This window comes from Agrobacterium tumefaciens (genome assembly GCF_005221385.1).
Classification (GTDB): domain Bacteria; phylum Pseudomonadota; class Alphaproteobacteria; order Rhizobiales; family Rhizobiaceae; genus Agrobacterium; species Agrobacterium tomkonis.
The window spans coordinates 382618-403130 of the sequence record NZ_CP039904.1 but is presented as its reverse complement, the minus strand read 5'-3'; the positions used below and the strand labels follow the sequence as shown (position 1 = coordinate 403130).

18 protein-coding genes are annotated in these 20513 nt (G+C 59.6%); 10 read left to right on the top strand and 8 right to left on the bottom strand.

Annotated features, from left to right (window positions below):
- Positions 1-43: 43 nt before the first annotated feature.
- The 7 genes from CFBP6623_RS17040 to CFBP6623_RS17010 form a co-directional block, all read right to left on the bottom strand.
- On the bottom strand, positions 44-1351 hold the full coding sequence (locus tag CFBP6623_RS17040; RefSeq protein ID WP_046801374.1) for an LLM class flavin-dependent oxidoreductase: 1308 nt from the start codon (positions 1349-1351) through the stop codon (positions 44-46).
- A gap of 26 nt (positions 1352-1377) precedes the next feature.
- Positions 1378-2724 (bottom strand): MmgE/PrpD family protein, encoded by a 1347-nt coding sequence (locus CFBP6623_RS17035; RefSeq protein ID WP_046801478.1) that lies wholly within the window; start codon positions 2722-2724, stop codon positions 1378-1380.
- 4 nt (positions 2725-2728) lie between these two features.
- Positions 2729-3529 carry an amino acid ABC transporter ATP-binding protein gene (locus tag CFBP6623_RS17030; RefSeq protein ID WP_046801373.1) on the bottom strand — a complete coding sequence of 267 codons (801 nt, stop codon included), beginning with the start codon at positions 3527-3529 and terminating at the stop codon, positions 2729-2731.
- 12 nt (positions 3530-3541) lie between these two features.
- Positions 3542-4324, bottom strand: coding sequence for an amino acid ABC transporter permease (locus CFBP6623_RS17025; protein WP_046801372.1), 783 nt, complete (start codon positions 4322-4324; stop codon positions 3542-3544).
- Positions 4321-5064 carry an amino acid ABC transporter permease gene (locus CFBP6623_RS17020; RefSeq protein ID WP_046801371.1) on the bottom strand — a complete coding sequence of 248 codons (744 nt, stop codon included), beginning with the start codon at positions 5062-5064 and terminating at the stop codon, positions 4321-4323. Before CFBP6623_RS17020 ends, CFBP6623_RS17025 begins: the two co-directional genes overlap by 4 nt.
- 192 nt (positions 5065-5256) lie before the next feature.
- Complete coding sequence (locus tag CFBP6623_RS17015; RefSeq protein ID WP_046801370.1) at positions 5257-6096, bottom strand: transporter substrate-binding domain-containing protein; 840 nt, start codon at positions 6094-6096, stop codon at positions 5257-5259.
- A gap of 407 nt (positions 6097-6503) precedes the next feature.
- Complete coding sequence (locus tag CFBP6623_RS17010; protein WP_046801369.1) at positions 6504-8792, bottom strand: NADP-dependent malic enzyme; 2289 nt, start codon at positions 8790-8792, stop codon at positions 6504-6506.
- A 458-nt stretch (positions 8793-9250) separates the two neighbouring features.
- On the opposite strand from CFBP6623_RS17010, the gene CFBP6623_RS17005 reads away from it, so the two are divergent.
- From CFBP6623_RS17005 to queE, 10 genes are all read left to right on the top strand, one after another.
- Positions 9251-10681, top strand: coding sequence for a mannose-1-phosphate guanylyltransferase/mannose-6-phosphate isomerase (locus CFBP6623_RS17005; RefSeq protein ID WP_046801368.1), 1431 nt, complete (start codon positions 9251-9253; stop codon positions 10679-10681).
- 287 nt (positions 10682-10968) lie between these two features.
- Positions 10969-12201 carry an ABC transporter substrate-binding protein gene (locus CFBP6623_RS17000; protein ID WP_046801367.1) on the top strand — a complete coding sequence of 411 codons (1233 nt, stop codon included), beginning with the start codon at positions 10969-10971 and terminating at the stop codon, positions 12199-12201.
- 143 nt (positions 12202-12344) lie between these two features.
- Positions 12345-13247 carry a carbohydrate ABC transporter permease gene (locus tag CFBP6623_RS16995; RefSeq protein ID WP_046801366.1) on the top strand — a complete coding sequence of 301 codons (903 nt, stop codon included), beginning with the start codon at positions 12345-12347 and terminating at the stop codon, positions 13245-13247.
- Positions 13240-14181 carry a carbohydrate ABC transporter permease gene (locus CFBP6623_RS16990; protein WP_046801365.1) on the top strand — a complete coding sequence of 314 codons (942 nt, stop codon included), beginning with the start codon at positions 13240-13242 and terminating at the stop codon, positions 14179-14181. Before CFBP6623_RS16995 ends, CFBP6623_RS16990 begins: the two co-directional genes overlap by 8 nt.
- A gap of 5 nt (positions 14182-14186) precedes the next feature.
- Positions 14187-15275: an ABC transporter ATP-binding protein gene (locus tag CFBP6623_RS16985; RefSeq protein ID WP_046801477.1), complete on the top strand. Its 1089-nt coding sequence runs from the start codon at positions 14187-14189 to the stop codon at positions 15273-15275.
- 58 nt (positions 15276-15333) lie between these two features.
- Positions 15334-16098 (top strand): sugar phosphate isomerase/epimerase family protein, encoded by a 765-nt coding sequence (locus CFBP6623_RS16980; RefSeq protein ID WP_046801364.1) that lies wholly within the window; start codon positions 15334-15336, stop codon positions 16096-16098.
- 24 nt (positions 16099-16122) lie between these two features.
- Positions 16123-17256, top strand: a complete 1134-nt coding sequence (locus CFBP6623_RS16975) for a Gfo/Idh/MocA family protein (protein WP_046801363.1) — start codon at positions 16123-16125, stop codon at positions 17254-17256.
- Positions 17257-17402: 146 nt separating this feature from the next.
- Positions 17403-18113 (top strand): 7-cyano-7-deazaguanine synthase QueC, encoded by a 711-nt coding sequence (gene queC, locus CFBP6623_RS16970; RefSeq protein WP_046801362.1) that lies wholly within the window; start codon positions 17403-17405, stop codon positions 18111-18113.
- A complete protein-coding gene (queD, locus tag CFBP6623_RS16965; protein ID WP_046801361.1) occupies positions 18113-18469 on the top strand; it encodes a 6-carboxytetrahydropterin synthase QueD in 357 nt (118 codons plus the stop codon). The genes queC and queD overlap by 1 nt, the downstream gene beginning before the upstream one ends.
- Positions 18466-19221: a 7-carboxy-7-deazaguanine synthase QueE gene (gene queE / locus CFBP6623_RS16960; RefSeq protein ID WP_046801360.1), complete on the top strand. Its 756-nt coding sequence runs from the start codon at positions 18466-18468 to the stop codon at positions 19219-19221. The genes queD and queE overlap by 4 nt, the downstream gene beginning before the upstream one ends.
- Positions 19222-19463: 242 nt before the next feature.
- Here the strand turns inward: queE and CFBP6623_RS16955 are convergent, their stop codons facing one another.
- Positions 19464-20513, bottom strand: coding sequence for a Gfo/Idh/MocA family protein (locus CFBP6623_RS16955; protein ID WP_046801359.1), 1050 nt, complete (start codon positions 20511-20513; stop codon positions 19464-19466).

The following is a 20513-nucleotide window of genomic DNA, read 5'->3' as shown; positions in this document are numbered from 1 at the left end:
TTTGGTGATGCGGATGCCTCTGGTCAAAGGCGTCCGCGCGCCGTTATGCCCGCAATGCCGGACGGTCGATGCCGAGATGGTCGCGCAGCGTCGTACCCTCGTAATCCCTGCGGAACAGGCCGCGCTCCTGCAAAAGCGGCACGACTTCGCGGTTGAACTCTTCCAGCCCGCCGGGGAAGAAGGGCGGCATGACGTTGAAGCCATCGGCGGCGCCATTTTCAAACCATTGCTGCATTCGGTCGGCCACGTCTTTCGCTGTGCCCATGACAATGTGGTGGCCGCGGCCGGCGGCGACACGCAGCGCGAGTTCGCGGATCGTCAGATTCTCCCGACGCGCCAGCTCGGTCAGCAGTTCGGCGCGGCTGCGCAGCTGGTCGGAGATCGGCAAATCCGGCAACGGGCCGTCGAGATCGTATTCAGTAAGGCTGTGGCCGATGCGTTCCTCAAGCAGTGGCATGGCGTTCTTGATGTCCGTCCAGCGGTTCAGTTCCTTCAGCTTTTCACCGGCCTCTTCGAAGCTTCTGCCGATGATCGGCATGAAGCCCGGCATCACGGCCACACTTGCCGGATCGCGGCCGAATTTCTCCACGCGGGCTTTAAGGCTCGTATAAAAGGCCTGTGCTTCGGAAATCGCCTGCTGGGCGGTGAAGACGATATCGGCGGTGCGGGCGGCGAGATCCTGTCCCGGGCCGGAAGAGCCGGCCTGAATGAGCACAGGGTGCCCCTGCGGCGAGCGCGGAATATTGAGCGGTCCCTTGACCGTGAAATATTTGCCTTCGTGATTGAGGATATGGACCTTTTCCGGATCGACGTAACGGCCTGCCTGCTTGTCCTTGACGAAGGCGTCGTCATCCCAGCTGTCCCACAGGCCACGAACGACATTCACATATTCCTCCGCCACCGCATAACGCTCGTCATGCTCAGGGTGGTCCTTGGAGAAGTTTGCCGCCGTGCGGGCATAAGAGGTGGTGACGATGTTCCAAGCCGCGCGACCGTGGCTGAGATGGTCGATGGAAGCGAAGGCGCGGGCGGTGTGATAGGGCTCGCCATAGGTGGTGGAGGCGGTGGCGGCCAGCCCGATCCTGTCGGTCACCATGGCAAGTGCGGCAAGCAGGGTCAGCGGCTCGAAGCGCGCGATCATCGACGGATGGGCGTCGACGCCGCTGGTCAGGCCGTCGGCGAGGAAAACCATGTCGAACTTCGCCGCCTCGGCCATTTTGGTAACACGGGTGAGCAGATCGAAATTCTCGCTGCCAGCTTCCGCATCGGGGTGACGCCAGCCGGAAACGTGGTGCCCCGCGCCCTGCAGGAAAAGGCCGAGATGCATTTGTCTTTTGCGGGTCGTAGTCATGGGGTCATGCCTTCATGTCGGTCGAGTTATATTTCAGTTGCCAGAAGCGTTTCGAGCTTCCTGAGATCGGCTGCGGTTTTCATGGATCGCACCAGTGCCGGAATTTCGGCGAATTTCTTATTGCCGCCGGTGGCATCGGCGAATTTCTCCGTTGGATCGTCGATGCCGGGCAGGCCGTCGATGCGGCGTGACAGCAACGTGCCGTCTTTCTTTGTCACATCGATTACCACGAAACGGGTGGTCGGATCGGGGGACAGGCGACGGGCTGTTTCATCATGCCGGCGCGAGACTTTTGCCGAAAGTGTAAGCAGGTCGGCGCGTGCCGGGCGCTCGTCGAAATGGCCAATCCCGAGTGCTCCATCCGCAAGCGCTGCGGCGAAAACATATTCGGCGCTGAAGCGCGCATCGATGCCGGTCGTGGGCGTGGCGGGGCCGACGAGGGCCGCATCGCCGCCCGGCGGGAAGGTGATGATAACAGTTGCGATTTCGTCCGGCGTCAGATCATGCGCGCTGCGCAGTGCCAGCGCACCGACAGCGACGGGGTGGGCGGCGGTGCAGCAGGGAAAGGCCTTGAGCGTCAAGCCGGGCGAGACGATCTGCCAGGGTGCGCCCCAGCCGGAGAGAACGCGTTTCGGCTGTTCGGCGCCGAAGGCGAAGGCGGAATAAAAGCCGATGGGGTTTTCCAGAAAATCCGGCGCGCCCTGAAACCCTGATCGCGCCAGCCGCGCGGCGGTGAGGCCGGCGCGGGTGGCGAGCCCGGCATGCAGCGGCTTGGCATCGAACCCGAATTGCATACGCAGCCCGGCCGATTGCGTGGCGGCGAGGCCAAGTGCGACGGCTGTGGTCTGTGGATCGAATTTCAGAAGATGGGCGATGGCTGCCGCGGCACCGATTGGACCGAGCGTCGCGGTTGCGTGAAAGCCATTTTCGTAATGTTTGGTGCCGAGCGACAGGCCAATCCGCGCCATCGTCTCCAGCCCGACAATATAGGCGGCGATGAAGGCATCCGCCGTCGAATTTTCCTCGACAGCAGCGGCCAGAAGTGCGGGAATGATGGCGACGGTGGGGTGACCGCGCACGCTGCCATGCACATCATCATAATCAAGCACATGGCCAGCATGGCCGTTGATGAGGGCGGCGGTAAAGATATCGGTGCGCAGATCGTGTCCGATGATACCTGCCGTGCCTGAGGTGCCCGAGGTAAAACTGTCGATCAGGATTTTGGTGCTTCTGTCGGCAGCGCCGCCCAGCACGCAGGCGAAAAAATCGATCAGCGCCGTGCGGGCAATCGTCACGGCCTCATCGTCGCGCAGCGGATCGGAAGCGGCGATGGCTTCGGCCAGATGAAGGGTGAGTTTTTCCTCGGCGGCCATGGCGTCAGATCCCTTCGCCATCATTGAGCCGTGCCGCCTGTCCTCCCAGACCCTTGACGAAGGCGTTGATGCGCGGATTGGTCGACTTGTAGAAGATATGATCCGGCGCGCCCTGGTCAACGATCAGGCCATTTTCAGTGAAAACGATATTGTCGCTGATTTCCTCGGCAAAACGCATTTCGTGCGTGACGAGAATGCTGGTCATGCCGTCATTGACGAGATCGCGGATGACGGCGAGCACTTCGCCCACGGTTTCCGGATCGAGTGCGGAAGTAACCTCATCGAACAGCACCAGTTCCGGCCGCATGGCCAATGCTCGGGCAATGGCCACGCGCTGCTGCTGGCCGCCGGAAAGCTGGCCGGGATAGGCGTCGACTTTCTGGGAGAGGCGTACTTTTTCCAGCAGTTCACGGGCGTGGCGTTCTGCTTCCGCCTTCGGCGTGCCGAGGATTTTGATCGGCGCGATGGTGATGTTTTCCATGACAGTCAGATGCGGGAAGAGGTTGAACTGCTGGAAGACGATGCCGATGCGCTTGCGCAGCGCTATGCGCTCGGCCTCGGTCTTCAACAGGTCTACGCGGGTGCCGCCGACGGTGATCTTGCCGGATTGCGGAATGAGCAGGCCGTTGATGCAGCGCAGGATCGTGGATTTGCCGGAGCCGGAAGGGCCGATGATGGAGACGGCGTCGCCCTTGTTCACGGTAAGATCGATGCCCTTCAGAACCTGATTGTCACCGAAGGACAGGTGTATGCCTTCCAGTTCTACCAGAGCTTTTGCGTTGGTTTGTGGTGCGGGTGCGGACATGGCTTGTTCCAATCAGCGGGAAGCGAAGCGCCGCTCGAGGCGCTGCGTGAAACGGGAGACGGGATAGCAGAACAGGAAGAACGCCATCAGAACGGTGAGATAAACGACGACGGTGAAGTCATTGCGCTGCACGGCGGTGCTGGCATCTGTCGCGGCATGCAGAAGCTCATGTACGCCAACCAGCGATGCAAGCGCCGTGCCCATGGTGATGGAGGCATAAAGGTTCATCCATGGCGGCAGCGAACGTTTCACGCATTGCGGCAGGATGATCCAGCGCAGCGTCTGATTGCGCGAAAAACCAAGGCCCTGCGCGGCCTCCCATTGCGCTGTCGGAATGGACTGGATGGCGCCGCGGGTAATTTCGGCGATATGGGCGCTGGCCGGAATGGCAAGCCCGACCACGGCCTTGATCCAGTCCGGAAACGGAATGTAGTTGCCGAAGGCGACGATCTCGAAGGGGAAGATGTAGGTCGCCGCAAAGATCAGCACCAGATGCGGGGCGTTGCGGAAAACCTGCACATAGGTGAGCGCCGGCGCCCGCACCAGACGATAGGGCGCAAGCTCCATGATGCCGAGCAGGACGCCGATGAAGGTGCCGATGGCGATCGCCAGAATGCTGATCAGCACATTCATGGCAAAACCCTTGGCCAGATAGGGCAGCCATTGCAGCAGCACCTGGCCGAGCGAGGGATCGAGAACCAGCCATGACACGACGGCAATCAGCACGCCGAGCAGCAGAATGGTGCCGAAGGGCAGCTTTTTTGCCGCCCGCGTTTGAGAAACCACCGCGCTCATTGACCGAACCCCGGAACCGCAAGGCGTCGTTCAAGCCAGAGACCGGCCCTTGCGACGGTGAAATTGATGACGCTGAAGAAAAGGAGGATGACGAGCATCAGCTCGACCACATTGTCGCGCTGCGTCCAGATCAGGATCGAGGCATAGGTGATTTCACCGACCGCAATCGCCGAGCCGACGGTTGTGAGCTTCACCAGATTGACGAGGTTGTTGATGATGGAGGGCAGCGCCGTGCGGATCGCCAGCGGAAACTCCACGTAACGCAGAACCTCGAAGGAGCTGAAGCCGATCGCACGTGCCGCCTCGATGGTGGTGGCTGGAACCGCCTCGATGCCGCCGCGCAAGGCCTCCGCATGGAAGGCGGCGATATGCAGGCCGGTAATGGCGACGACCCAGAAGAAGGGCGTCAGCGGGTTGTTCTGCGCGCCGCCCAGCACGTTGGAAATCAGCATGTTGAGCACGAGGAAACCGCACATCAGCTGCACCAGCGTCGGCGTGTTGCGCGTCAGTTCCACATAGGCGCGCACCGGGCCGGCGAGCCAGACTTTGCCTGACGTCAGCATGGCCGCGAAAATGAAGCCGAAGATGAGGCTGAGCGGCAAGGTAACGGCGACGAGGATGAGCGTCATCTTCATGCCATCAAGCCAGATCTGAACCTCGTAACCGCTGTTCAGAAAATCATAGTTGAGGCCGAGATGCGCGGCGAGTTCAATGAAGCGCGCTGTAAATGAATCCTGCATCGGAAATCCATGCTGTTATCGCGGAACCGCTGGGTGGGCGGCGCCAGAATGGCCTGCCTTGTTATAAAGCAGAAAAGAACGGCAGGCGAAACCGGCCGTTCCTGATGGTCATGGGAAACCATTCCGCCTGTTCGGCATCATCCTCACCCTTCGGTGAGGACAGGCATGGAACGGAGAGACCCTGCGCCTAGCTTATTGCGCGGCGGAAAGCTTCTTCTGCTGCTCTTCCATGTAGCCGATACTTGGCAGGCGGTTTGCCTTGGCGAATTCGATCATCTTGCCGGAAGCGTGCAGCTCCTTGACGATCTTGTCCAGAGCGGCCTGCGTGTCAGCCTCACCCTTGCGTAGCCAGATCACGGAATCGGAAGGGATGAGGTCGGTGGGGATAAGGATGCCGTAATCCTTCCACTCGTCGGCGCGGTCCTGCAGCATCAGGCTCAGCGTGCCGTTGACGTGAACGGAAACATCACAATTGCCGCCCTTCAGCGCCAGCAGCGATTCCGGCTGGCTCGGCAGGGCCTTGACCTGTGCACCATATTGCTCGATCAGCGGCTGGGTGTAGTTCGAGCCTTGCGAAACGCAGGCGATCTTGCCCTTCAGGTCTGACCAGTCCTTGATGCCACTGTCCTTGCGGCCGATGGCGGCGCCGCCCTGGCGGTCATAGGGGGTGGGCACATAATCGAGAGTTTTGGCGCGTTCTTCGGTGTATTGCATGTTGGCGATGAGAATATCGACCTTGCCCTGCTGCAGGAACTGCACGCGGTTGGGCGGGGTCACGGTTTCGGTGACCAGCTCAACGCCGAGGCCGGCGGCCAGCGCCTTGGCGACATCGATATTGAGGCCTTTCTGTTCCTGCGTCTTCGGATCGATAAAACCGAAAGGCGCGCCAGAGAGGATGACACCGACGGTGAGCTTGCCGCGACCCTTGATACGGTCAAGCGTTGCATCCGCATGAGCGGCAGAGGCCATCGAAGCGATGACGACGGTTCCGGCGATGAGTTTTGCAGCAAATCTGGAAAAAGAGAGGGCCATGGGTATTTCCTTTTGATTGTGGATGGAAACTACATGAGGCACCCGCCAAGAGCGAGAATTGGCATTGCGCAAAAAAAACTATGAATAAAATCGTGTTCCAATAAAGCCTTGAGCGCGAAAAAATATCCTAATAATTTTAAATCGTAGAATCCTGTTCTTTCCGCCCGTTGCTGTTTGCCTATCCGTCAGGGGCGGGAGAGTAATCCGGATGTTGCTGAGGACCGGATGGCCACATGCGGAGCGAGCGCGTGCCGCTTGTTTCTTCTCCCCGTCGGGGAGAAGGTCGCGGCAGCGGGATGAGGGGGCAAGGGTCGTGAGGTACGGCAACGTTGCCCCCTCATCCGACCCTTCGGGCCACCTTCTCCCCGGCGGGGAGAAGAAACAAGTGGCAACGTTTCGCGCCGTCGTCACCGCCCGGCATTATAGGCTGCAATCGCCGCCATGTTGACGATATCGCTGTCCTTCGCACCCATCGAGGTGATCTGCACCGATTTGTCGAGACCGACCAGAAGCGGGCCGATGACGGTTGCGCCGCCCAGTTCCTGCAGCATCTTGGTGGAAATGGAGGCGGAATGGATGGCGGGCATGACCAGCACGTTGGCCGGGCCGGAAAGCCGGGCGAAGGGATACTGGCTCTGCATGCGATGATGGTTGAGCGCCACATCGGCAGACATTTCTCCGTCGACCTCGAAGTTGACATTGCGCCGGTCGAGGATTTTCACCGCCTCGCGCACCTTGTCGGACCGTTCGCCGGTCGGCTGGCCGAAGGTGGAATAGGCAAGCATCGCCACACGCGGTTCGTAACCGAAACGGCGGGCGAGGCCGGCCGCCTCTTCGGCGATATCGGCAAGGTCTTCGGCGGACGGCATGTCATGCACGGCGGTATCGGCGACGAAGACGGTGCGGTTGCGCGAAACGACCAGCGAAACGCCGATGACGCGGTGGCCGGGCTTGGTGTTGATACAGCGGCGGATATCTTCCAGCGCCGTGGAATAGTTACGGGTAACGCCGGTTACCACGGCATCCGCATCGCCCATCGCCACCATGCAGGCGGCAAAGTGGTTACGGTCATTATGGATCAGGCGCTGCACGTCGCGCAGCAGGAAGCCGCCGCGCTGCAGCCGCGCATAGAGATAATCGACATAGGCATCGACGCGGCTGGAGAGGCGGGCATTGGTTATCTCGATATTTGCGCGGTCGAGATCGATGCCGGCACGTTCCGCATTGGCCTTGATGATATCGTCGCGGCCGAGGAGGATGGCGGTGCCAAGACCTTGAGCGGTAAACGAAATTGCCGCACGCATGACCTGTTCTTCTTCCGCTTCGGCAAAAACGACACGCTTCGGCGAGCGGCGCACGCGCTCGTAGAGACGCTGCGTCGTCGAAGCCATCGGGTCGCGACGGGCGGATAGCTCGCGGGCATAGGCGTCGAGGTCAGGCAGTTCGCGCTGGGCGACGCCGGTTTCGATGGCTGCTTTCGCCACGGCCACCGGAATGGCCGAGATCAGACGCGGATCGAAGGGAACGGGAATGATATATTGCGGCCCGAAACGCGGGCGATTGCCCTGATAGGCGGCTGCGACGTCATCAGGCACGTCCTCACGGGCAAGATCGGCCAGCGCCTGCGCGGCGGCGATCTTCATCGCATCATTGATCTGCCGGGCACGCACATCGAGCGCGCCGCGGAAGATATAAGGGAAGCCGAGGACGTTGTTGACCTGGTTCGGATAATCCGAGCGCCCGGTCGCCATGATGGCGTCGTCGCGGATGCGCGAGACTTCTTCCGGCGTGATTTCCGGGTCCGGATTGGCCATGGCGAAGATGATCGGCTTCGGCGCCATGGAGCGGATCATCTCTTCGCTGAAAGCGCCCTTCTGGGAGAGGCCGAATACAACATCCGCACCCTTCATGGCTTCCGCCAGCGTGCGGTTGTTGGTTTTCACCGCATGGGCGGATTTCCACTGGTTCATGCCTTCGGTGCGGCCCTGATAGATCACGCCCTTGGTATCGCAAAGCGTGATGTTTTCGGGGTTGAAGCCCATGGCCTTGATGAGGTCCATACAGGCGATTGCCGCAGCGCCCGCGCCGTTACAGACCAGCTTCGTCGTCTTGAAGTCGCGGCCCGTCAGTTCGATGGCGTTGATGAGGCCGGCGGCGGCGATGATGGCGGTGCCGTGCTGGTCGTCATGGAATACGGGAATGTCCATCAGCTCGCGCAGGCGGCTTTCGATGATAAAACATTCCGGCGCCTTGATGTCTTCCAGATTGATGCCGCCGAAGGAGGGGCCGAGGTAGCGCACGCAATTGATGAATTCATCGGCATCTTCGGTATCGACCTCGAGATCGATGGAATCGACATCGGCGAAGCGCTTGAACAGAACCGATTTGCCTTCCATGACCGGCTTGGAGGCGAGCGCGCCGAGATTGCCGAGACCGAGGATCGCGGTGCCGTTGGAGATGACCGCCACCATGTTGCCGCGCGTCGTATAATCGTAAGCACTTGCCGGATTTTCGGCGATGGCTTTCACCGGTACAGCCACGCCAGGCGAATAGGCGAGCGACAGATCCCGCTGCGTTGCCATCGGCTTGGTCGGGGTGATTTCCAGTTTCCCCGGTCTGCCTTGCGCGTGGAAATCCAGGGCTTCCTGATCCGTAACCGATGTTCTGGTGCTGGCGGGTTTTGGCGTGTCGGACATGGGCTGTGTGCGCTTTCCTGTCGTTATCAGTATAAAAATATTCGTTGTTGTTATGGTATTTTTTGCACGCCTGCCAAGCGTTGAATGTTGTTCAGTGCAGCAAATTTAAGCGTGATGAAATTTGCGGCCGATTCAATCGATTAAGTCAATATTCTTCACCCGGCGCGGGGTCGGCAGGTTCGATCCATCATCATTCAGGCTGCAGATGCGGCCTTCGATACTCCGCGATATTTGGTGCCGGCGCGGATGGAACCTCACAAGCCACCTCGCGTTAGCGGAAGGAGCCCGCAGGCAATCCACATGCCCTTCAGCTGCCCCCGCCATCCGTTCACCAAGCTTTCACAGGGCGAATTTATGAGCTTGTGCTTGTCTGCCCGTGAACCGATGATGGCAGCATTGGCAAAAATGTATATTGTCCGGCGCGCCGGGAAATTTTTTAGAGTTGGAAAGGTTTTATTGTGAAGGAACATTCTCGAAAGATCACGCCGGTTCTTCTTGCAGGCGGCGCGGGCTCTCGGCTCTGGCCTGTTTCGCGCGACCAGTTGCCCAAGCAGTTCCAGCCGCTGGTCGGCAATCTTTCGACCTATCAGCAGACACTGATGCGGGTGGGCGACAAGGGGCTTTACGCTGAGCCGCTTGTCATCACCAACGAGGATTTTCGTTTTTTCGCCCGCCGTCAGGCAGAAGAGATCGATCTGCCGGCAACGGTGGTGCTTGAACCTGCCCGCCGCGACAGCGCCGCCGCGATGGCCGCTGCCGCCGTGCTGGCGGAGCGCCGCGAGCCCGGATGTCTGGTACTGGCGCTTGCCGCCGACCACGTGGTGCTGGATGCCGACAAGTTTTCCGATGCCGTGAAACTTGGCGCCAAGGCCGCCGATCAGGGCAATATCGTCGTCTTCGGTCTGGTGCCGACCGAGCCGCGTACCTCCTACGGTTATATCAAGCCGGGTGAGGCGATCGACGGCGAGGCCGATCTCAGCACCGTCGATGCCTTTGTCGAAAAGCCGGATGTAAAGACGGCGATTTCCTATCTGGAAAAAGGTTATCTGTGGAACTCCGGCAACTTCCTGTTCCGCTCCGACGTGATGATCGCCGAACTCAAGGCCTTCGCGCCGGAAATTCTGGCGGCGGTGACGCAGGCGGTCGAGCAATATGAAAGCGATCTAGGTTTCGTGCGCCTGCATCAGGCAAGCTTTGAGGCCTCGCCGAAAAACTCCATCGATTATGCGGTTATTGAAAAAACCAAGCGCATGGCGGTGGTGCATGGCCATTTCCGTTGGTCGGATATCGGCAGCTGGGATGCGATCTGGGAGATTGCCGACAAGCACGGCAATGACAATGCGCTCGAGGGCGATGGCGTGTTCATCGATTCCGAGGGCTGCCTCATTCACTCCACGCAATTGCTGACGACGGTGGTGGGCGCCAAGGATCTGGTGGTGGTGGCCACCAAGGATGCGGTTCTGGTGGTGCCGAAAAACCGGGTGCAGGATGTGAAGGGTCTGGTGGAGACGCTGAAGGACGGCGACCATGCGCCTCAGACGCAGGCGCACAAGCGCGTTTATCGCCCCTGGGGTTATATCGAACACATGTATGTGGATAAGCGTTACCGGGTTGGCCACATCACGGTCGATCCCGGCCACCGCATCTCGTTCCAGAAACATTATCACCGCTCGGAACACTGGATCGTCGTCAAGGGAACGGCGACGGTGACGATTGGCGAAGAGACGAAGCTGCTGACGGAAAACGAGTCGGTTTATATCCCGATCGGCCAGCCGCACCGGCTGGCCAATGAGGGGCAGATCCCGCTAGAACTGGTCGAAATCCAGACCGGGGCCTATATCGGCGAGGATGATGTCATCCGCATCGAGGATGACTATAAAAGGCAGTAGGTTGCCGTCGAGGCCGAAGCGGCGCCTTAAAAGAGAATACGGGCAATCGCCCTTATTGCACTGATCGGTCTACCGGCCGGTCAGTTGAGGATTTATACCCGTGGTAGCGCCGCCTTCGTGTCGCGGCATATCCTTTTCCGCTTCAGAATTCCAGACAATATACGGGCCTTGCAGCTCTTCGAAACGCCTCGGAAGAGCGCTGGCGAGATTCGTATATTAAGGCGGTTGCCTAATCAAAAATCTTCGCATACGTTCCAACTGCAACGTTTCAGTGAGGGAGGAGACTCATGCGAATGCGTGTTATTTCTGCGGCCTTTTTGGCCAGTGTTATGATTCCAGCGGGTATTGCAGGGGCCACCGATCTTGAGGTGACTCATTGGTGGACATCGGGCGGCGAAGCCGCAGCGGTGGCCGAGCTTGCCAAGGCTTTCGATGCCACCGGTAATAAATGGGTGGATGGCGCGATTGCCGGTTCGGGCGGCACCGCCCGTCCGATCATGATCAGCCGCATCACCGGCGGCGACCCGATGGGCGCAACCCAGTTCAACCATGGTCGGCAGGCGGAAGAGCTGGTGCAGGCCGGCCTGATGCGCGACCTGTCGGACGTTGCCGAAAAGGGCAAGTGGAAAGAGGTCATCAAGCCGGCAAGTCTGCTCGACAGCTGCACCATCGACGGCAAGATCTATTGCGCACCGGTCAATATCCATTCCTGGCAATGGCTGTGGCTTTCCAACGAAGCTTTCAAGAAGGCGGGCGTCGAGGTTCCGAAGAACTGGACGGAATTCGTTGCAGCCGCACCGGCGCTGAAAAAGGCCGGCATCCAGCCGCTGGCGCTCGGTGGTCAGGCATGGCAGGCGAACGGCCTGTTCGACACGTTGACGCTTTCGATCGGCGGCAAAGACCTCTATCAGAAGGTCTATGGCGACAAGGATGCCGAGGCGGCAGCCGGGCCAGAGATGGCGAAGATTTTCGCAGCGGCCGTCGAGGCCCGTGATATGGCCAAGGGCACCAATGTTCAGGACTGGAACCAGGCCACCAACATGGTCATAACAGGCAAGGCTGGCGGCCAGATCATGGGCGACTGGGCGCAGGGCGAATTCCAGCTTGCAAACCAGAAAGCGGGTACGGATTACTCCTGCCTGCCGGGTCTCGGCCTCAATGACTATATCACCACCGGCGGCGACGCCTTTTATTTCCCGGTCCTGAAAGACGAGGCGAAAACCAAGGCGCAGGACGTGTTGGCCGAAACCATCGTCGATCCGAAAACGCAGGTCGCCTTCAACCTGAAGAAGGGCTCGCTGCCGATCCGTGGCGACGTCGATCTCAACGCCGCCAATGACTGCATGAAGAAGGGTCTGGCAATTCTGGCCAAGGGCAATGCGCTCACCAGCACCGACCAGCTGATTTCCGCCGATACGCAGAAACAGAAGGAAGACCTGATGGCGGAATTCTTCGCCGGCTCGATGTCGGCGGCAGATGGCCAGAAGCGCTTTGCGGACCTTATCGGTTCAGCTGACTGATTGTGATCTCTCCGGGTTGGGGAGCGGTTCGCCGCTCCCCGCTCCGACGTCCGGTCCGTGCAATAATCACCAGTGCGGGCAGGGGTTTCATGCGGTAGGGCTTTTGCCTGACCGTTGACTGTAACGTTACAGGAGGAGGTAACATGGCAGGTCAAACGCGCTCCAGGCGTCCCAATCAGCTTTTTCGCAATCTCAATTCCAAGATTGCCTCCATTCCCATGATCTTGACCGCCATGGTGATCTTCCTCGGCGGTACGGTCTGGACGGTGATTTATTCCTTCACCAATTCCAAGCTTCTGCCGCGGGCAAGCTTCATCGGTTTTGACCAGTATGAGCGACTGTGGGCAGCACCACGCTGGATTGTTTCCATCCAGAATCTGGCGATCTACGGCGTTCTGTCATTGATCTTCAGCCTCGTCATCGGCTTCGTGCTGGCGGCACTGATGGACCAGAAAATCCGGTTCGAAAACACCTTCCGCACCATATTCCTTTATCCCTTTGCGCTGTCCTTCATCGTTACCGGCCTTGTCTGGCAATGGTTGCTGAACCCGGAATTCGGCATCCAGTCCGTGGTCCGTTCGCTCGGCTGGGAAAGCTTTACCTTCGATCCGCTCTATAATTCGCAGATCGTCATCTACGGCATCCTGATTGCAGCGCTCTGGCAGGGCACGGGGCTGGTCATGTGCCTCATGCTGGCCGGTCTTCGCGGCATAGACGAGGATATCTGGAAAGCGACGCGTGTTGACGGCATCCCGATGTGGAAGACGTATATCCTCATCATCATTCCGATGATGCGACCGGTGTTCATCACCACCCTCGTCATCATCGCCAGCGGCATCGTCAAGGTCTACGATCTTGTCGTGGCGCAGACCAGCGGCGGGCCGGGCATCGCGTCTGAGGTGCCCGCGAAATATGTCTATGACTACATGTTTCAGGCGCAGAACCTGGGGCAGGGCTTTGCCGCCTCGACCATGATGCTTCTGACTGTCGCGATCATCGTCATTCCATGGGCCTACCTCGAATTCGGAGGCAAGAAGCGTGGCTAATATCAGCACACTAAACACGGTCGTGGCCGCCACCGATGCGGTTGCCAAAGACCTTTCCGGCCCGCGCGGCAGGAAGCCGAGGAAAACCTTTTCCCGCCGCAACATCATTCTTTACGGCACGTTGTTCGTCGCCGCCGCCTATTATCTGCTGCCGCTTTACGTGATGGTCGTCACCTCGCTGAAGGGCATGCCGGAAATCCGTCTCGGCAACATCTTTGCGCCGCCGGTGGAAATCACCTTTGAGCCCTGGGTGAAAGCTTGGGCGAATGCCTGCACGGGCTTGAACTGCGACGGGCTTTCACGCGGCTTCTGGAACTCGGTGCGCATTCTCGTGCCTTCCGTCGTCATTTCGATCGTTGTCGCTTCCGTCAGCGGCTACGCCATGGCCAACTGGAAGTTTAGGGGATCGGAGCTGTTTTTCTCGATCCTCATCATCGGCGCTTTCATCCCCTATCAGGTGATGATCTATCCGATCGTCATCGTGCTGCGGGAAATGGGCGTTTATGGCACGCTGACCGGCCTCGTCATCGTGCACACCATCTTCGGCATGCCGATCCTGACGCTATTGTTCCGCAACTATTTCGCCTCTCTGCCGGAGGAGCTGTTCAAGGCGGCGCGCATCGATGGCGCCAATTTCTGGCAGATCTATTTCCGCATCATGCTGCCCATGTCGCTGCCGATCTTCGTTGTGGCGATGATCCTGCAGGTGACCGGCATCTGGAATGACTTCCTGTTCGGCGTGGTGTTCACGCGGCCGGAATATTACCCGATGACGGTGCAGCTCAATAATATCGTCAACTCCGTGCAGGGCGTGAAGGAATATAACGTCAACATGGCCGCAACCCTTCTGACGGGTGCCGTGCCGCTGATCGTTTATTTCGTCTCCGGCAGGCTATTCGTGCGCGGCATTGCCGCAGGCGCAGTAAAAGGTTGAGCTATATGAACAAAAGCGTTTCCATCCGCGATCTTTCCCTGTCCTTCGGTGCCGTTACCGTGCTGAAAGACCTCAATCTCGATATTTACGACGGCGAATTCCTCGTGCTGCTCGGCTCTTCCGGCTGCGGCAAGTCGACCCTTCTCAACTGCATTGCGGGCCTTCTGGAACCGACCGATGGGCAGATATTCATCAAGGACCGCAACGTCACCTGGGAAGAGCCGAAGGATCGCGGTATCGGCATGGTGTTCCAGTCCTATGCGCTTTATCCGCAGATGACGGTGGAGAAGAACCTGTCATTCGGCCTACAGGTCGCGAAGGTGCCGAAGGAGGAAATCGAGCGGCGTGTGAAACGGGCGGCCGGCATCCTGCAGATCGAACCGCTGCTGAAGCGCAAGCCGGCCGAGCTTTCCGGCGGACAGCGCCAGCGCGTGGCGATCGGACGGGCGCTGGTGCGCGATGTGGATGTGTTCCTGTTTGACGAGCCGCTCTCGAACCTCGACGCCAAGCTGCGCTCGGAACTGCGTGTCGAAATCAAGCGGCTGCACCAGTCGCTGAAGAACACCATGATCTATGTGACGCATGACCAGATCGAGGCGCTGACGCTGGCGGACCGCATCGCCATCATGAAAAGCGGCGTCATCCAGCAGCTCGCCGATCCCGTTACCATTTACAACAAGCCGAAGAACCTCTTCGTCGCCGGCTTCATCGGTTCACCCTCGATGAACTTCCTGCGCGGCGAGCTGATCGAGAAGGACGGCAAGGTCGTCTTCACCACCAATGGCGTCACCTTCTCGCTGGACGGATATCAGCCGGAGGCGCCGCTTGCAGCCGGCCGCGCCGTGGTTCTCGGCGTGCGCCCCGAACATGTGCGGGTCGATGCCGATATCGTCGCCGGTGAGGTGCATGAGGCGATCGTCGATATCGAGGAGCCGATGGGCGCCGACAATCTGATCTGGCTGAAACATGCCGGCCATACGATGTCCGTGCGTGTCGGCGGCCACAGGCGGTTTTCGCCGGGCACCAAGGTTCGCCTCGGTCTCGACCTGACCATGGCCTCGTTGTTCGACGCCGAGAGCGAGGATCGGCTTTAGAGGCTCGATAATTCCCCCACACACAATCCCAAGACCCCACATCTCTATGGAGGAGACAATGACAGAACTCGGTTTTCAGCTTTATAGCGCCCGCAATTTCCAGCCTTTTTCCAATATTTTGAAGAAGCTCTCGGCGGCGGGTTACAAACAGGTAGAAGGTTACGGCGCCATGTATGCGTCGCTGGATGATGCCGGCTTGAAGGCTCTGCGCGCCGAACTCGACGCCAACGGTCTTTCCATGCCAACAGGCCATTTTGGCCTTGACCTTCTGGAAGGCGATCCGAAAAAGGCGCTCAATATTGCCAAGGTTCTGGGCGTGGAGGCGATCTATTGCCCTTACCTTATGCCCGACCAGCGCCCGGCGGATGCCGCAGGCTGGTTCGCCTTCGGCAAGCGGCTGCAGGAAGCCGGCAAACCCTTCGTCGATGCCGGGCTTACCTTCGGCTGGCACAACCACGACTTCGAGTTCAAGGCGCTTGCCGATGGTTCCACCCCGCAGGAGCAGATTCTTGCCGGCGGACCGGACCTGAAATGGGAAGCGGATATCGCCTGGATTATCAGGGGCAATGCCGATCCGCTCGCCTGGATCGAAAGCTATGGCAAGCGCATCACCGCCGTGCATGTGAAGGATATCGCACCATCAGGGGAAAATGCGGATGAAGACGGTTGGGCGGATGTCGGCCATGGCACGGTTGACTGGAAGGTCCTTGTCGCCGCGCTGAAGGCGAAATCCGCCACGAAACATTTCGTGGTTGAGCACGACAATCCGAAAGATATCGACCGGCTGATCACCCGCTCGATCGCATCCTTCAAAACCTACTGAGTTTCAATTTTCGGAGTTTTCATCATGGCCAGGGATCTTGGCGTCGGCATCATCGGATGCGGCAATATCTCGTCTGCTTATTTCTCGCTGGCGCCGCTCTTCAAGGGCATCAAGGTGCTCGCCTGCGCTGACCTCAACCGCAATGCGGCGGAGCTGAGGGCGGAAGAATTCGGTGTCGTCGCGCAGTCCATCGAGGAACTGCTCGCCAACCCCGAAATCGATGTGGTGGTGAACCTCACCATTCCCGCCGCGCATTTTCCGGTGTCGAAGGCAGCCCTCGAGGCGGGCAAGCACGTTTATTCGGAAAAGCCGCTGGTACTTTCGCTGGAAGAAGGCGAGGAATTGCGGCGCATCGCCCGCGAAAAGAAGCTTTCCGTCGGCTGCGCACCGGATACCTTCCTCGGCGGTGCGCATCAGCTTGCCCGGCAATATATCGATGACGGCAAGGTCGGGCGCATCACGTCAGGCACCTGCCACGTGATGAGCCCCGGCATGGAAATGTGGCACCCCAATCCGGGCTTCTTCTTCCTGAAGGGCGGCGGGCCGATCCTCGATCTCGGTCCCTATTACGTCGCCAACCTCATCAACCTCATCGGCCCGGTCCAACGCGTCGGCGCGCTGACCTCCATGGCAAACCCCACCCGTACGGTGACCAGCCAGCCGCTGAATGGTGAGATCATTCCGGTCGAAACGCCAACCAACATCCACGCGCTTCTGGAATTCGTGAACGGAGCGACGATCACGCTTTCAGCCAGCTGGGATGTGTGGTCGCATCGCCACGCCAATATGGAGCTTTACGGCACGGAAGGCTCGATCTACGTGCCGGACCCGAACTTCTTTGGCGGCGTGGTCGAAGCCAGTAGTCGCGACAAGAACATCCAGCCGCTGGAAGACTGGGCGCATCCCTTCGGCATTGCCAATCAGGAAAGCCCGAACGGCCCGCGCGCCAATTACCGCACCGCCGGCCTTGCCGATATGGCGATTGCCATCCTTGAAGGCCGAGATGCCCGCTGCTCGCTCGATCGCTCGCTGCATGGCATCGACGTGATGACCTCGATCCTGAAGTCCGGCGAGGAAGGCCGCTTCATCGAGATGACGACGACCTGCACCCAGCCGGCGGCTTTGGGCATCGAGGAGGCGCAGGCGCTGCTACGCTGAGGCCTTTATGATCTTGAAAGCGGCGAAGGCGACTTCGCCGCTTTCGGACTTTCCGCAAAGCCCTTCACAAATCCCGCATTTTGCTTTAAAGCCGCCCCCTGTAATCCGGTCGCAGCCCACCCGGTCAAAACAAGGGATCCAAAATTATGAAAACCATCGTCATCTGCTCCGGCGGATTGGACTCCGTTTCGCTTGCGCATAAAATCGCGGCGGAACACGAACTTCTCGCTCTCGTCTCCTTCGACTATGGCCAGCGCCACAGGAAGGAGCTGGATTTTGCCGCCGATTGTGCGAAACGGCTCGGCGTGCCGCATCATGTCATCGACATCAGAACCATCGGCGCGCATCTCACCGGTTCGGCGTTGACGGACGACATTGCGGTGCCGGATGGGCATTATGCGGAAGAGACCATGCGCTCCACCGTGGTGCCGAACCGCAACGCCATCATGCTCACCATCGCTTTTGGGTTGGCTGCCGCGCAGCAGGCGGATGCTGTTGCGATTGCCGTGCATGGCGGCGATCACTTCATCTACCCCGATTGCCGGCCGGGCTTCATCGACAGCTTCAATGCCATGCAGGCGCATGCGCTGGAAGGTTATGCCGATGTCGCCCTGTTTGCGCCCTATGTCGCGGTTTCCAAAGCGGCAATCGTTACCGATGCGGTGAAATACGGCACGCCGTTTGGCGAAACATGGTCCTGTTACAAGGGTGGTCTCACCCATTGCGGTCGTTGCGGCACCTGCGTGGAGCGGCGCGAGGCCTTTCATCTGGCCGGTGTTACCGATCCGACCGATTATGAGGATCCGGACTTCTGGGTAGCGGCCACCCATGCCTTTGCGGCACAGGAGGTGCGCTGATGTTCCGCATTACCAAGGAATTTCACTTCTCCGCCTCGCATCAGCTAAAAAGCCTGCCGTCCGATCACCAGTGCAACCGTCTGCACGGCCATAATTACATCGTTGAGGTCGAATTATCGGGCGAAGCCCTGAACGAGCACGGTTTCGTGCGCGACTATCACGAGCTTTCGCCGCTAAAGCGTTATATCGACGATCATTTTGACCATCGCCACCTGAACGACGTTATCGGCCATGATCGGGTGACGGCGGAATGCCTGGCGAAGCATTTCTATGACTGGTGCAAGGATCGCTTGCCGGAAACCAGCGCCGTGCGGGTCAGCGAAACTGCCAAGACCTGGGCGGAATACCGGCCATGACGGCGGCTGCACAAAAGATTGCAGCGAAGGAAACCACGATCCGCATTAGCGAAATCTTCGGACCGACCATTCAGGGCGAAGGTCTTCTGATCGGTCTGCCGACAGTCTTCGTGCGTACCGGTGGCTGCGATTACCGCTGTTCCTGGTGCGATACGCTGCATGCGGTCGACAGCGATTACCGCGACACGTGGAAACCGATGCCGGTCGAGGCGATCTGGCAGGAGGTACGGCGGCTTTCCGGCGGCGTGCCGCTGACGGTGTCACTGTCAGGCGGTAATCCCGCCATCCAGCCGCTGGGGTCGCTGATCGCAAAAGGGCAGGGCGAGGGGTATCGTTTCGCGCTGGAAACGCAGGGCAGTATCGCCAAGGACTGGTTTGCCGATCTCGACCATCTGGTTCTGAGCCCAAAGCCGCCATCAAGCGGCATGGAAACGGACTGGCAGGCCTTCGAAGACTGTCTTGCCGCCGCAGACGACGGACCGCAGGTGGCGCTGAAGATCGTGGTGTTCGACGATGCGGATTATGCCTATGCCAAGGCGGCATCCGCGCGTTTCCCGCATCTGCCGGTTTATCTTCAGCCCGGCAACCATACCCCGCCGCCGCCGGATGATGACGATGCGCGCGTGGATATCGATGGGGTGATGGACCGGATGTTGTGGCTGGTAAACAAGGTCAGCGAAGACCGCTGGTTTTCGGCGCGGGTGCTGCCGCAGCTGCATGTGCTGTTGTGGGGGAATAAGCGCGGCGTGTAGATTGTGCGGGAGTGAAATTCCACGCCGTAGTCCGCGTCTTTAAGAAAGCGCATAGCGGATTGAGTGAGCGGGTGCCACTTGCTTCTTCTCCCCGCCGGGGAGAAGGTCGCGGCAGCGGGATGAGGGGGTAACGTCAGCGATATTCGGGGAGCTTGCCCCCTCATCCGACCCTTCGGGCCACCTTCTCCCCCTTGGGGAGAAGAAACATGCGGCAACGTTTTGCCGCATATTGTTCTTTCACATCAAGCCGAAACGGCCAGCTCGCGCCTCTCCCGATCCGCGATGATCGACAGATCGAGCACCTTTTGCAGATTGGCGGCATGACGGAAATCCGGGTCGGCGGGGCCGCCTTCCATGACGGCCTTGGCGAATTTTTCGTAATTCGTTGCCACGGGGTCGACATCGATCGTCTTCCAGATCGCCTTTTCCACATCCTCGCCGATGCAGGCGCGCAGGCTGGAATAGTCAGGCGTGTGGGTGACTTCCAGCGCGCCCTTGTCGCCGTGGATGCGCAGGCGAAGTTCGTTCAAGTGCCCCGTCGCCCAGCGGCTGGCATGGATGACGCCCATGGCGCCGTTTTCCAGTTCTGCGGTCATGGTGAAGCTGTCATTGGCGTCGAGGTCGTAGACGCCAATCTTGTTGCCTTCATATTTGTCGAAGGTTTTCAGCCGCGTGAAGATGCGCTCCACATCGCTGCCCGCGCCATAGGACGCGAAGTCGAGAATGTGGATGCCGACATCACCAAGCACGCCGTTCGAGCCATGCTTGGTGGAAAGCCGCCACAACCACTTGCTCTCCGTCATCCAGTCGCCCCAGGCCTTGGAAACGAGCCAGCTCTGGAGATAGGAGGCTTCCAGATGCCGCACCTTGCCGATCTTGCCGGCCAGTACCATCTCGCGCGCCGCCTGCAAGGGGGCGACGTTGCGGTAGGTGAGGTTGACCATGGCGACGAGGCCGGCCTTTTCAGCGGCATCGGCCATTTCGGCGGCCTTGGCGTAGTTTTCCGCCAGCGGCTTTTCGCAGAAGACATGCTTGCCGGCCGCGAGCAGCTTCAGGCTGGTCGGATGGTGGATCGCGTCCGGCGTGACATTGGCTGCCGCATCGAATTCACCCCAGGCAATGGCGTCATCCAGCGAGGTGAAGGAGAGCGGGATGTTGTGGCGGAGCGCAAAGCCCCGCACCACCACATCGTCCACATCCACCGCTGCGACGAGTTCGACGCCGGGGATCTGCGAGAAATAAGTGGCATGGTTATTGGCCATGCCGCCGGTTCCGAGAATGAGAAGTCTCAT